The 14,105-nt window shown below is 44.1% G+C and carries 13 protein-coding genes; 2 read left to right on the forward strand and 11 right to left on the reverse strand.

The window, feature by feature from the left end; translation table 11 throughout:
- Positions 1-33: 33 nt before the first annotated feature.
- The 9 genes from BMW59_RS09390 to BMW59_RS09430 form a co-directional block, all read right to left on the reverse strand.
- Positions 34-1,092: a phosphotransferase family protein gene (locus BMW59_RS09390; protein ID WP_093050759.1), complete on the reverse strand. Its 1,059-nt coding sequence runs from the start codon at positions 1,090-1,092 to the stop codon at positions 34-36.
- Positions 1,093-1,606: 514 nt separating this feature from the next.
- Positions 1,607-2,386, reverse strand: a complete 780-nt coding sequence (locus tag BMW59_RS09395; protein ID WP_093050762.1) for an enoyl-CoA hydratase — start codon at positions 2,384-2,386, stop codon at positions 1,607-1,609.
- 30 nt (positions 2,387-2,416) lie between these two features.
- Positions 2,417-3,289, reverse strand: coding sequence for a 3-hydroxyacyl-CoA dehydrogenase family protein (locus BMW59_RS09400; RefSeq protein ID WP_093050765.1), 873 nt, complete (start codon positions 3,287-3,289; stop codon positions 2,417-2,419).
- Between the two features lie 131 nt (positions 3,290-3,420).
- Positions 3,421-3,987, reverse strand: a complete 567-nt coding sequence (locus BMW59_RS09405) for a TetR/AcrR family transcriptional regulator (RefSeq protein WP_093051108.1) — start codon at positions 3,985-3,987, stop codon at positions 3,421-3,423.
- Positions 3,988-4,048: 61 nt separating this feature from the next.
- Positions 4,049-4,825 (reverse strand): SDR family oxidoreductase, encoded by a 777-nt coding sequence (locus BMW59_RS09410; protein ID WP_093050768.1) that lies wholly within the window; start codon positions 4,823-4,825, stop codon positions 4,049-4,051.
- Positions 4,826-4,848: 23 nt separating this feature from the next.
- Positions 4,849-6,057, reverse strand: coding sequence for an acyl-CoA dehydrogenase (locus BMW59_RS09415; protein WP_093050771.1), 1,209 nt, complete (start codon positions 6,055-6,057; stop codon positions 4,849-4,851).
- Positions 6,058-6,269: 212 nt separating this feature from the next.
- On the reverse strand, positions 6,270-8,837 hold the full coding sequence (locus tag BMW59_RS09420; protein ID WP_093050774.1) for a glycoside hydrolase family 16 protein: 2,568 nt from the start codon (positions 8,835-8,837) through the stop codon (positions 6,270-6,272).
- Positions 8,838-9,070: 233 nt separating this feature from the next.
- The gene (locus BMW59_RS09425) at positions 9,071-10,078 is read right to left on the reverse strand and encodes a LacI family DNA-binding transcriptional regulator (protein ID WP_093050777.1); all 1,008 of its coding nucleotides are present in this window, start codon (positions 10,076-10,078) and stop codon (positions 9,071-9,073) included.
- A gap of 202 nt (positions 10,079-10,280) precedes the next feature.
- Complete coding sequence (locus BMW59_RS09430; protein WP_093050779.1) at positions 10,281-11,246, reverse strand: bile acid:sodium symporter family protein; 966 nt, start codon at positions 11,244-11,246, stop codon at positions 10,281-10,283.
- Positions 11,247-11,424: 178 nt separating this feature from the next.
- Between BMW59_RS09430 and nei the strand changes: the two genes are divergently transcribed.
- Positions 11,425-12,243: an endonuclease VIII gene (gene nei / locus BMW59_RS09435; protein WP_093050782.1), complete on the forward strand. Its 819-nt coding sequence runs from the start codon at positions 11,425-11,427 to the stop codon at positions 12,241-12,243.
- Between the two features lie 136 nt (positions 12,244-12,379).
- The gene (locus BMW59_RS09440; RefSeq protein WP_093050784.1) at positions 12,380-13,204 is read left to right on the forward strand and encodes a squalene/phytoene synthase family protein; all 825 of its coding nucleotides are present in this window, start codon (positions 12,380-12,382) and stop codon (positions 13,202-13,204) included.
- 74 nt (positions 13,205-13,278) lie between these two features.
- Here the strand turns inward: BMW59_RS09440 and BMW59_RS09445 are convergent, their stop codons facing one another.
- Complete coding sequence (locus tag BMW59_RS09445) at positions 13,279-13,434, reverse strand: YjcZ family sporulation protein (RefSeq protein ID WP_093050787.1); 156 nt, start codon at positions 13,432-13,434, stop codon at positions 13,279-13,281.
- Positions 13,435-13,861: 427 nt separating this feature from the next.
- Complete coding sequence (locus tag BMW59_RS21630) at positions 13,862-13,999, reverse strand: hypothetical protein (RefSeq protein WP_177174259.1); 138 nt, start codon at positions 13,997-13,999, stop codon at positions 13,862-13,864.
- Between the last annotated feature and the right edge of the window lie 106 nt (positions 14,000-14,105).

Genomic DNA, 14,105 nt, shown 5'->3' on the forward strand with positions numbered 1-14,105 from the left:
ACAGCCCCTCTTCTTTAACAGAAGTCATTTGGTTTAACCTTCTTCCAGCGCTGTCGCCAGAGCCTGTTGAATCAGCAGGTCAACAAACCGGTCCAGATTGGCAAACCGTTTATCCTGTGTCTGGCCCTTTTTCCAGCGGTAATAGATTTGCTGGCATATGACAGCTAATTTAAAATAGGCAAAAGCTAAATAAAAGTGGAATTCGGAGACATCCCGGCCGCTTTTCTCCGCATAGGTTTTTACGAATTCTTCTCTCGACATAAAGCCCGGCATGACTGTTACCGGCGGTTTGCCCATCGCATACTGCAGGGGTTGAGGGTCATCTTTAACAATCCAGTAGCTCATAGCAGCACCTAAATCGGCAAGCGGATCACCTACTGTAGTCATTTCCCAGTCAAAAAGCCCAGTTACCTCAGAAAAATCTTCGGAAAACATCGTATTATTTAACTTGAAATCATAATGAATGACTGTAGCCTCCCTGGAAACAGGGATATTCGCCATCAGCCAGTTTTTCAGCTGTTCCACGCCTGCGATCTCACCGGTTTTTGCGCGTTCATACCGGGTGATCCAGCCTTCAACCTGCCTTTCCATAAATCCATCAGGCTTTGTCATTTGAACTAAACCTGTTTTTTTATAATCAATGGTGTGCAGTTCGACAAGAGTATCGACCATTTTTTCTGAAATTTTCCTGCAAAGCTCTTCAGAAACGTCTGTCCCTTCAGGAAATTCCGTATTCAGGACCACACCGTTGCGTCTCTCCATAATGAAAAAGGGACTGCCGATAACCGATTCATCGTCACAGTATAAAAAAGGCTGCGGGGCAGCAGGAAACACAGGGTGCAGTTCTTTCAGCACAGTGTACTCCCTTTGCATATCGTGTGCCTTCGGGGCTACGGGGCCAAGAGGCGGTCGTCTGAGAACCGCCTGCCATTCCCCAACAGACAACTGGTAAGTCAGGTTTGAAGCCCCGGAAGAAAACTGTTCAATAAGCAAACGGCTATCAGGTAAGCCATCAAGTTTTTCTCTAAGGTATTTTTCAAGCGCGGCATTATTTATTTCTTCTCCCTGCCGCACAGGAATTGTATCTTCCATGGTCATACCAGCTCCTTCAAATCTTTTTATCAGACACTCACTCGATCATCCGCATGTTGAGAAGACCATATACTCGTTTTATCAGCCGCTCGCTTGATCATCTGCATGTTGAGTGGTTCATATATTCGTTTTATGAGCCACTCACTCGATCATCCGCACGTTGAGAAGACCATTTATCCTTTTTATGAGCCGCTCGCTTGATCATCCGCACGTTGAGAAGACCATATTTCCTTTTTATGAGCCGCTCGCTTGATCATCCGCACGTTGAGAAGACCATTTATCCTTTTTATGAGCCGCTCGCTTGATCATCCGCACGTTGAGAAGACCATTTATCCTTTTTATGAGCCGCTCGCTTGATCATCCGCATGTTGAGAAGACCATATATCCTTTTTATGAGCCACTCGCTTGATCATCCGCATGTTGAGTGGTTCATATATTCGTTTTATGAGCCACTTGCTTGATCCTCCGAATGTTGAGAAGACCATATATCTATAGACTCGTTCTGTTTTTCCGGTTATTTATGCTGAAAAGTCGGCTTTCGTTTTTCTATGAAAGCCCGTACGCCTTCTTTTACATCTTCTGTTTGAAAAATATCCGCAAATAATCCTGCTTCCAGGTCAATTCCTTTATTTAACTCCACATCCAGTCCTTCATTTACCGCCTTCTTAATACGGGATAAAGATTGGAGCGAATAGCCGGTGATTTTCCCTGCCATTTTCATTGCTTCAGAGGCGCCTTCTCCCTTTGCTGTGACCTGGTTAACCAGGCCGATTTCCTTTGCCTCTTTTGCTGAAACAGGCTCTCCTGTATACATCATTTCCTTAGCCTTCGCTTTTCCTACGAGCCGTGGGAGTCTTTGCGTGCCCCCTCCCCCTGGGAATATCCCCAGTTTGACCTCTGGCAGCCCGATTTGTGCATGCTCCTCAGCGATACGTATATCGAATGTTAAGGCCAGTTCACAGCCGCCTCCCAGCGTCAGACCGTCAAGGACCACGATGGTTGGTTTAGGAAAGGAGTCAATCGCGTCTAAAACACGGTGCCCTTCCATAATAGAATCCTTGCTGTCTTCCCTTCCGATCATCTCGGGAAATTCTTTAATGTCCGCTCCGGCCACAAACGCTTTTTCACCGGCACTTTTCAAAACAACTGCAACAGCTTCAGGATCATCTTTAAGAGCTTCGAAAGCTTCCCCAAGTTCTTTAAATACCTTTTTACTTAAGACATTCAGCGGTGGACGGTCAATTGTTAAGACGGCCACCCCGTTTGTTTTTTCCACGTGGATAAATTCGCTCATAACTTTTCACCTCTTCTCAGATTAATAGCATTATGCTTTGGCGTAGTCGTACCACCCTTTACCTGTTTTACGGCCCAGTGTTCCGGCCTCGACTTTTTCTTCTATACATCTGGCCGGCTTATCTTCCGGATCACCCGTTTCTGCGTAACGCTGCTGATTAACTAAATAAGCGACATCAATTCCTGAAAGGTCCATTAAAGCGAAAGGCCCGATCGGATGCTTTAACGCTTTTGTGCAAATCAGGTCTATGTCTTCAAAATCCGCGTAACCCTCTTCATAAAGGTTTACCGCTTCTTTCGATAAAGCTCCGAGAATACGGTTGGCGATAAAACCGGAAATTTCTTTATTGATCAGAACGGCTGTCCGGTTGATTTTTTCACAGAGATCCATTGTGATCTGGGCTGTTTCGTCAGATGTATGCTCTCCTTTAACAACTTCTACGCAGTCCATGACAAGAGGCGGGAAAAAGAAATGCATATTACATACCTTGTCCGGCCTTTCTGTTTCGTCAGCAATTAATGAACTTACAATTGTAGAACTGTTAGTGGCGATAATAGTGTGCGGCGGGGCAAATTTGTCAACCTCGGCAAACACCTGTCTTTTTACATCCAGTTTTTCGACGACTGCTTCAACTACAAAATCAGCGTGAAGGACAGCTTCTTTCAGGCTGGTTGTAAAAGTCAGCCTTGAAAACGAGGCGTCTTTTTCGGATTCGGAAATCTTTCCTTTTTTCACCCATTTATCCATTTGAAACGCTAACGCTTCCTGAGCTTTATTTAAAGCCTCTTCGTTCACATCCTGTATTACCGTCTGATAGCCTCCCAACGCGAACAGCATGCCGATTTGATGACCCATAGACCCTGCCCCAGCAACCGTAACCTGCTTTATGTCTTCAATCCTCATTCCTATCTCTCCCTTTCAGTTAGTTATGGACTTCCTCTACCAGATGACTGACCGGTTAGTATGTTAAAGTTATAAGTATTCTGCCAATTCACCTTTTAAATTTAAAGAAGTGAAGTTTCCATTCAGGTGACTTACTTTGTATGAATGCCGTTTAAGAAAATCTCCAAATATATTTCAGCTATTTCGTAATCGGGCACCGGTCCATTCGGGTTAAACCACTGATAGCTCCAGTTGCACGCGCCTAACACAGCAAACGTGACAATATCTGAGCGCAGATCGCTTCTGAACTCTCCCTTAGACATCCCTTCTTCGATCATCGCTTTAAGCTGGTCAAAGAATTGGTCCCGTTTCGGAATAATTTCCTCCAGATGCTTGTCACTTAAATGGCGCATTTCCCTGAAGAAAACCCGAGCACTGGCGCCTTGCGTTTCTATACTTTTTAACAGCATATACACGATATCAAACAATTTTGTCCGGCTGTCTTTGCCGGTATCCTCGATAATTTTCTTCTGATGCTCAACAATATCGCTGATATAACGGAGGTGGATATCCATCAGAAGCTCTTCTTTACTTTTAAAATAGTAATAAAATGTTCCTTTGGTCACCCCCAGGACATCAACAATATCCTGTATTGACGTTTCGCTGAAACCTTTCTTTTCAAACAATCCAATGCTTTTTGCTAAAATTTTTTCTTTCACTGTAATAATCCCTTTCATGTCTGCTATTTTTCACACATTATAGCATAAACAGGGTGACTCCTTACGTAAAGGCGTGGGTCCCGCCGTCAACTATAAGCGTGTCGCCTGTGACAAAATCAGAGGCTTTGGATGCAAGGAAGAGAGCCGCACCTTTTAAATCATCTTCGCTGCCAAAACGGTTTAAAGGCGTACGTCCTAGTATGGCATCTCCGCCTTGTTCCAGCACTACCTTGGACATTTTTGTCGGGAAAAAGCCCGGTGCAATAGCATTAACATTGATATTATACTGGCCCCATTTGACTGCCAGGTCTTTAGTTAATGTCATGACTGCCCCTTTACTTGTATTGTAGCCGATCGTATCCATCACCTTCGGGTCGGTGCCTCCCAAACCTGCCACAGACGAAATATTAATAATTTTCCCTGACTTTTGTTTAATCATTTCCCTTCCGGCAGCCTGCGACATTAAAAATGTTCCAGTGACATTGACATCTATCACTTTTTTCCATGCCTCAGCCGGCATTTCTTCAGCAGGCGCCCCCCATGTGGCTCCGCTGTTATTAACGAGAATATCAATTTTTCCAAATGTGCCGAGTGTTTTCTCAATCACCTGCTGCACATCTTCTGAATTGGTAATGTCACATTTTAAAGCTAATGTTTCCACTCCATTTTCCTGCAATTGGGCGCTTACGGCCTCGCACGCTTCAACCTTCCGTGAGCAAAGAACGATATTGGCTCCTGCCTCAGCAAAGGCCTTTGCTATCTGTTCTCCCAGCCCTCTGCCTCCTCCGGTGATAATGGCGGTTTTCCCTTGTAAATTAAACAGTTCTTTAACATGCATCGTTATCTTCCTCCACATTCAAATTAAGAATAGTGACTGAGCTCCAGTTTGGCTACCGACCGCCGATGGACTTCATCCGGCCCGTCGGCGATCCTTAACGTCCGGGCATTGGCCCAATGGTGGGCTAAAGGGAAATCATTACTAACACCTGCACCCCCAAATGCCTGGATCGCCCTGTCAATGACCCTGAGTGCCATACTTGGGGCCACAACTTTTATCATTGCGATTTCCTTTTTAGCCACTTTATTGCCGACCGTATCCATCATGTAAGCAGCCTTTAAAGTCAGTAGCCGTGCCTGTTCAATGTCAATGCGCGATTCAGCAATCCATTCACGGATGACACCCTGGTCAGCGAGAGGCTTCCGGAAAGCGACTCTGTCCTTTACTCTTCTGCACATTTCCTCCAACGCCCGCTCCGCTGAACCTATCAGACGCATACAATGGTGGATCCGTCCCGGCCCGAGCCTTCCCTGAGCTATGGCAAATCCTTTCCCTTCCCCCCACAGAATATTAGAGGCCGGCACCCGCACATTGTCATAGTCAATTTCTGCATGACCGTGGGGAGCATGATTGTAGCCGAACACTGGAAGGTTACGTTTGATCGTCACCCCCGGTGTATCCAGCGGGACCAAAATCATCGACTGCTGCTCATAGCGGTTGGCATCTGGATTCGTTTTCCCCATAAAAATGGCTATCTTGCAACGGGGATCTCCCCCTCCGGACGACCACCATTTCCGGCCGTTAATGACATACTCGTCACCGTCTCTTTCAATACTTGCCCCGATGTTAGTCGCATCAGAGGAAGCTGTGTCCGGTTCCGTCATCGAAAAACACGACCTTATTTCCCCATTTAAAAGAGGAAGCAGCCACTTTCTTTTTTGTTCTTCTGAACCGTAACGGACAAGAACTTCCATGTTCCCTGTATCAGGTGCATTGCAATTAAACACTTCAGGCCCAATAACAGACCTTCCCATAATTTCACAAAGAGGCGCGTATTCCACATTGGACAACCCTTGTCCATAGTCGCTGTCAGGCAAAAATAAATTCCAGAGCCCTTCTTCTTTTGCTTTTATTTTCATTTCTTCCATGACCGGTGGTATCCGGGCCCACGGATCTGACTGATTTTCTACAAACTCTTCATAAGCTCGTTCATTTGGATAAACATTTCTTTCCATAAATCCAGTCAGCTGTTCCTGGAGCCGCTTCACCTTATCCGAGTAATCAAAATTCAAATTCCTTCACCCCTCCCAGTATAAACACTTGTATAGACGTAACCAGTCTATAAACTGACCGGTCAGTATGTAAGTTTAATATACTCTTAATTTTCAGTTTTTTCAACCCTTAGTAAAATTTCCAGGACCGGTTTGGAATAATTTAAAAAACCCGGATTCTGTAAGAATCCGGGCGGGCAAGGTTTTCCAAACGTTTAAGGTCAAACCTCACATTATTCAGTTTCTTTTAGCTGGCCCATAATCTTTTCTGCATGTTCTGTTAAATCTAATTTTGCCTCGTCTTCCACATGCCGCTTATTCGGTCCGCGGTTTAAGTGCTTAAGATAATTATCCATAAACTTAGCTGCCTGCTCATATCTGCCGGCACTCTCGTGATGCTGTGCCTGGCGCAATGTATTTTCGAGCTGGTTGACTAATGGGCCGCGGACATCTCCTGATTCCACATACTCATTCATCACTTTTTCCAGTTCCTCTAACATCTCAGCAGCCGTAAGAGGTTCTTCTGATTCTTCCTCTTCAACCACTTCCACAAGTCTTACATTATCAATGAAAATATCATATGGAACGTCCAGCTGAGGGTCATTTTCTCCTCTGCCCAACCCGAACATAATGTGATAATCTCCATCTTCCTTCACATTAAGGTAACCTGTGTAGGTTTCCATAGTGTCGCCGACTTCAAAATCCAGAATACCAGACTCTGAACCAACTAATTCAACCCGTACCGTGCGCTCTTGTTCAGACTTCATGTCAAATTCCACTTTGTACGTCCCGCTTGGCACCGTCACATCCTGCATCAGCTGCATGTGCCACCATGCCCAGCCTACTTGGCGGACTGTCGCTTTTAACACCTCATTCTCAATTGAGAAATCTGCTAAGCCTGCATTTCGATCATACTTACCCATGTTGAAAATGTTCCATACGAGACGATTATTTTCATCACCGAACTCAGTAGTTGTTTCGAATGTGCCATCTTCAATTAAGTTGTCCCCAACTTCTACCCAGTTCTTCGTTTCATCTACCGGTGGTGTTTCGCCGTCACCCGGCTCGTCCCCATCACCTGGGTCAATCCATTCACCTGGCGGCGGATGTTCTGCGTCTGCATCTTCATACACGCGAACATACTCCACTTCCACTCGTCCAGGAAACTCTGTTGTTTCGTCAGGCTCGCCGCCGTACCAGCCGCCAACTGCCAAATTCAGAATCATGAAGAACTCCTGATCAAATGGTGCTGGATATTCTCCATACTTTGTTCCCCACTCCGTTTTTGTGGAATACAATTCATCATTCACATACCAGCGGATTTCACCTGGCTCCCACTCAATCGCGTATTCATTGAAATCAGTCGTAGACTGGCCTTCAGGGAAGTAGTAATCTTTCGCGCTGTAAGTGTTGTTCGGCCAAAGGTCTCCATAATGGATTGCTGCCCCTACTTTATTCGTTTCAGAGCCTCTGTTCTCCATAATGTCGATTTCACCAGAAGCTGCCCAGCCGCCGTAAACGTCATCCTGAGGCATCATCCAGAATGCCGGCCAGTAGCCTTGTCCTTCTGGAAGCTTCATGCTCGCTTCAAACCGACCGTATGCCTGGCTGAATGATTCATCTGTCAGAACTTTACCAGATGTATAGTCATATTCACCATGCTCGTCACTTACTGTTTCTTCACGTGCTTCAAGAATAAGGCGGCCGTCTTCTACCCAAACGTTATCTTCCTGATAGGATTGGGATTCGTTGTTGCCCCAGCCTTCAATCCATTCGTCACCAGAGTAAAAACCATTTCCAATATCAATTCGCCATTTATCCAAATCAAGTTCATCGCCATCAAACTCATCGTTCCAAGTCATTTGCCAGTTGATCTCACCTGGTTCTGCCGGGTCAGACGGTTCACCTGGCGGCGGGTGTTCAGCGTCTGCATCTTCATACACGCGTACATATTCCACTTCCACCTGTCCAGGAAATTCTGTTGTTTCATCAGGCTCGCCGCCGTACCAGCCGCCAACTGCCAAATTCAGGATCATATGAAACTCCTGGTCAAATGGTGCAGGGTATTCCCCATTTGCAGTTCCCCACTCAGTTTTCGTGGAATACAATTCATCATTTACATACCAGCGAATTTCACCTGGCTCCCACTCAATCGCGTATTCATTGAAATCAGTCGTAGACTGTCCTTCTGGGAACACATAAACTTCTTCACTGTACGTGTTATTAGGCCATAAATCGCCGTAATGGATTGCTGCTCCAACTTTGTTTGTTTCAGAGCCTCTGTTCTCCATAATGTCAATTTCACCTGAAGCTGCCCAGCCGCCGTAAACGTCATCCTGAGGCATCATCCAGAATGCCGGCCAGTAGCCTTGTCCTTCTGGAAGCTTCATGCTCGCTTCAAATCGCCCGTACGCCTGGCTGAATGACTCATCCGTGAGGACTTTTCCAGATGTGTAGTCGTATTCGCCGTGCTCATCACTAACCGTTTCTTCACGTGCTTCAAGAATAAGGCGGCCGTCTTCTACCCGGACGTTATCTTCCTGGTACGATTGTAATTCGTTATTCCCCCAGCCCTCTATCCATTCGCCTTCGTTATAGAAACCATTTCCGATATCAATACGCCATTTGGAAGTATCGAGTTCATCGCCTTCAAACTCATCGTTCCAAGTCATTTGCCAGTTAGGTTCTGAATTTTCCGGCTCATTGCTATTTCCATTTTTTTCACTTGCACTGACAAACATGCTGACATTAGGAATCATTAACAGAAAGATTAAAAAAGAACTAAAAACTTTTAATTTCATTTTAAATCCCCTCTCATTTTTGGTAATTACCTTTTACAATCGCCTCACTGTTTGGCAGAAGATCCACCTCCTTTTAAAAATAAAATGACCGAAAACGCTTTCGATTTATCAGATAAATTAAAGCAGACCTTAAAACACAATCTACTTTTTACTAATTTTTTTATAAATTTGAAAACCACAATTGACGAAACCGCTTTCGAAATAGTTAAAAAGGTAAGAATCTACTTACGACCTTAATTAACAGACTTAGTAGATTCCCTTTTAATCAACTCAATTGGAACAATACATGTTGAAGGTTCAGACTTATTATCAATTCCCTGCAATAATACTTCAGCCGCTTTTTCGCCAATTTTATCCATGTCCTGTTTAATGGTAGTTAGGAAAGGCGTAATTTCACCAGCTAATTCAATATCATCAAAGCCGATTACACTGAAATCTTCCGGCACCTTTAATCCTGCTTCTCTAATCGCTTTCATGGCACCAAATGCCATATTATCGCCAGCTGCAAATACAGCTGTCGGCCTGTCTTTCATTTGCAGCAGCTTTCTCATTGCATTATAACCGCCTTCAGCAGAGAAAAGCCCGCCATCAACCACAAATCGCTTATGAATGTCCAAGCCATGGTTTTTCATAGCACTCTTAAAGCCTTTTAATCTCTCAAGTCCCACAAAGGTTTTCGGATGCCCTGCGATGTGGGCGATTTTCCGATGGCCTAATGAATACAAATGATCGATAGCTAATTCACAGCCATGAAGGTTATCACTGTAAACGACATTCGATTTTGTACTATGTAAATCAATAATGACATTCGGTAAAGTGGAAGCAATTATTTTTTCCACTTCTGAGTCATCATAGTTTGAACTCACCACTGCGATGCCATCTACACCCCTGTGGAGCGCATGATCGAGGTAACTCATTTTTACCCCGCCCACATTACGGTTTAAAAAAATTAAATCATAACCTTTCTTTTCAACACTTTTTTTAAACCCTTCAATGACTGAATTAAAAAAAGGATGCTTCATGCCTATTCCGAGATCTTCAACAAAAATAATGCCTAGAGCCCAGGATTTCTTTGTAGATAGTGTACGCGCAACCGAGTTTGGATAATAGTGCATTTCCTCAACTGCTTCAAGTATTAATTTTTTGGTTTTCTCACTGACATCTGAATAATTGTTTAACGCTCTTGAGACCGTAGTGATGGAAAAACCTGTTTTTTTAGCAATGTCATAGATTGTCGTCATTAGATTAATCTTCACATCCTCGAAAGCGCTTTCGTCAAATATACTGATAATTTTAAAAAAAGTCAACCATTTTATGAAAAATAATGTAAATAAATCTTTATTTAACCAGGCTATTTGAAACCATTAAAACGCCCGGATATAAGCTTATCCGGGCGCAAAAAGTGACTATCTTTATGCTTCTGCTAAAGGTTTGTGCTGATTTTCAACCCGCTTCAGTTACAGAATTATTCCTGGAGGCTTCTTTCCTTCCGGTCCTGTTCCAAAATGACACAAGAGCCGGGCCTGAAATGTTATGCCAGACAGAGAATATAGCACTCGGCAAGGCTGCGAGCGGGCTGAAATGAGCGGCGGCAAGAGCCGCTCCGAGACCAGAATTTTGCATACCGACTTCCATTGAAATAGCCCGCCGTTTTGTTTCATCGAGACCGACCCATTTAGCTGTTAAATAGCCAAGCGCTAAACCAAAGCCGTTGTGTAAAATAACAGCAGAGAAAACGGCCGCTCCCGACGTTATTAAATTTTCAGCGTTTAAAGCGACTACTGCTGTAACGATCAGCATAATTGCAGTAACAGAGACAAGAGGCAGCACCGCGGTCCCTTTCTCAACAGCTCCAGGAAGAAGTTTCCTGGCGGCGATTCCGAGAATAACCGGTATGATAATCACTTGAACTATGGACATAAACATCTCACCTGCACTTACCGGGAGCCATTGACCCGCTAATAACAGAACAATCAGCGGGGTCAGCACCGGGGCCAGCATAGTCGATACAGAGGTCATTGCTACGGACACAGGGACATCTCCGCGGGAGAGATAGACCATCACATTTGAGGCTGTGCCGCCAGGGCACGCCCCCACGAGGACGAGCCCTGCCGCAAGCTCCGGCGGCAAATGAAACAGGTAAGCAATAGCAAAAGCTGTTAATGGCATGATTAAAAATTGGGCAAGCAAACCTATAAACACCGGAGCGGGCTTTTTAGCCACCAATGTAAAATCAGATAATTTCATCGTCGTGCCCATTCCGAACATGACAATCCCGAGTAAAACAGTGATGTAAGCGCCGATCCATCCAAACGCTCCGGGGGCTGCAAACGCAATAATAGACACAAAAATAACAATAAGGGCAAAATACTTACTGAAAAAATGACTGATTTGTTCCAACTGCTTCATCTTTTAAACTCCTTTAATAATATTTTCAGATAATTAAATCTATTGTGTCATTGTAACGCCCACTTTACTGCTTTTCAACATCAAAGCAATCATTTTTATCTTTCTTGTTTGTCAGGAGAGTCTTAGGGAAGGTATAATTTGCAATTAGAAAGGCTTACTCAGAGAGGGGGAGGAAGCGGTGCCTGAAGGTCCAGAAATCAGACGAGCTGCGGATGAGATCGAAAAAGCTCTCCAAGGCAGGCAAGTCCTCGATATCTCATTCACATTTGACCGGTTAAAAGGATATGAAGACCTTCTTATTGGAACATACATTCAACGCGTCGATACGAAAGGGAAAGCTATGCTCCTTCGATTTGATTCCGGCTTCACGGTTTACTCCCATAACCAGTTGTATGGAAAATGGTATATTAGGAATGCTTATAACTATCCTAAAACAAACCGGCAGCTCAGGCTTGCGATTCATAATGAAAAGAAATCCGCGCTTCTATACAGCGCCTCCGATATAGAGGTTTTGCGAGATGAAGAAGTAGCTTCTTACCCTTTCATTTCAAGGGCAGGGCCTGATATTTTAAGTGAAAGTGTCACGGCTGGTGATTTGTATGAACGTTTTCTCAGTAAATCTTTTTACCGCAGGAGATGGGCTTCTTTGCTGCTTGACCAATCCTTTATAGCTGGAATCGGAAATTATTTGCGCAGTGAGATTATGTTCTCTGCCCGTATCCATCCGTCGGCACGCCCTGTGGATTGCACTGAAACACAGCTCAGCCTTGCATCTGAGGCAGCAATCGATCTGATGTATCAGTCTTATTCGCACAATGGAATTACTAACGATCTTGCACTTGCCAAAAAAATGAAATCCGAAGGTAAAACACGAAAACAGTACCGCCACTGGGTATTTAACAGGGAAGACCAATCATGTTATATGTGCGGGACTCCTGTAGAAAAAATACAGGCTGCCAGCAGGCGCTTATACTTCTGTCCTTCGTGCCAAATCTGACATTCATTTTTTTAAGAAACCATGACAATTAACACGTTTGCCTGTTTTTTTATGACTTCGCCAGGCAGATTAGTTATAATAGACAAAACGCCGTTCGTATATGCCGTTTACAGAATTTGAAAGGGGAAAGCCATTAATGTATCACGATAAAAAACTCCAAAAAGAAGCCATGCATATGCTGAAGCTGACAAGCAGAACCTTCTATATACCTATTACACTACTGGAGCCAGTGTTAAAAAAAGCTGTTGCTTCTGCCTACTTATGCATGAGAGCCATCGATGAAATTGAAGACCACCATACTTTGGACTCTACAACCAAACAATATTTACTCCGTGAGACTGGAGCACTCCTGGAGACTAATTTTGATAATGAAGCATACCTCCGGCTCGTCCGGCCATACAGGCACCTGCTTCCTGAAGTGACCGTGAGGCTGGGCGACTGGCTGGAGACGTGCCCGGCAGACATAACCGGTAAAGTAAAAGAATCCACTCGGACCATGGCTTTAGGGATGGCAGACTGGACAGAGAAAAACTGGAATATCAGAACAAAAGAAGATCTGGATGATTACACGTATTACGTCGCAGGGCTCGTTGGAGTCATGCTCTCTGATATTTGGGAATGGCGGGACGGAACAAAGACTGACCGGGATATGGCTGTCGCTTATGGACGGGGTTTACAGACCGTTAACATCTTACGGAACCAGGACGAAGATCAGGAAAGAGGCGTCTCATTTGTCCCGGACGGGTGGACAAGAGACGATTTATTTGCCTATGCAGAACGGAACCTTGCCTTGGGAGATAAATATATGAAGGACCTGAACAGCCGCAGTATCATCCTATTCTGCAAAGTGCCTCTCGCTTTAGCAAAGAAAACACTAAAAGCCTTGAAAAATGGACGTGAAAAAATCTCAAGAAATGAAGTTGAAGAAACAGTTGAAGCAGAAATAAAAAGTACCCAGTGAAGAAAAAAAGGCTGGAAAAACGGGAACCCCCGCTTTTCCAGCCTTTTTATAATGGGTGGAATAACCTGATTTAATTAGTATTTCTTTGTAAAAGAGGCTCCAATGATAACCAGAAGAATAAACAGCACAACGATTAAGGCGAATCCGTTACATTTCCCATAATAAGGGGTAGCTGCACCGCCAACACCATAACCGTAATTACACGGGTCAATACATCCGTGATGATACATTCAAATCCCACCTTTCTAAATCCTTTTTTGTAATTACACTACAGCTTATGTAAAAGTAGTAATTTGTGTTTGGACATTTCAATTATTTTTCTTTAATGGAAAAAAGCCCGGAGATAATTTTCCGGACTTCAGTAAATAATCAGTATGCCACTTGGAGGCCGGCAGAGGTTCATATTCAGTGGCGTGAGGAGTTTGAAGGGACCATGAGAGGCGAGGTCTTATGCCTGCTGGGACCGGCCCTCTCCTCGCGGGAGTGATAAATTTCAGCTGTTACCAGTTCGCCTGGTGCCACACTTCATTCGAGCAATAAAGGCTTTCTCTTTTGACTGTTTACACCCGCCCAATCCCCGTTCGGGCATTAGAGACCCCCCTCTTTTGACCTTTCACGCCTCACAGCTCTCTGTTCGGGCCTTAGAAAGCTAATCTTTTAAAAAAACATGTGAGTAAATAGGAAATCCCTGTTTTCAATATTCTCTTGGTGACTATCCTCTTCATTTAAAAATAATTGCTCACTTTCAGCCTGCTTCATTGACTGCAGAAATTCATGAATATTGTTCTTTTCCATCACTCACATCTCCCTTTTGTTTTATAACAGATCAATTATTTAAAATCTATGTTATAACACAACTAGGATGTTGTCAATAAATTATCAGAATTTTCTCTTAAATAAT

Source organism: Salipaludibacillus aurantiacus (assembly GCF_900111295.1).
Lineage (GTDB): Bacteria > Bacillota > Bacilli > Bacillales > Salisediminibacteriaceae > Salipaludibacillus > Salipaludibacillus aurantiacus.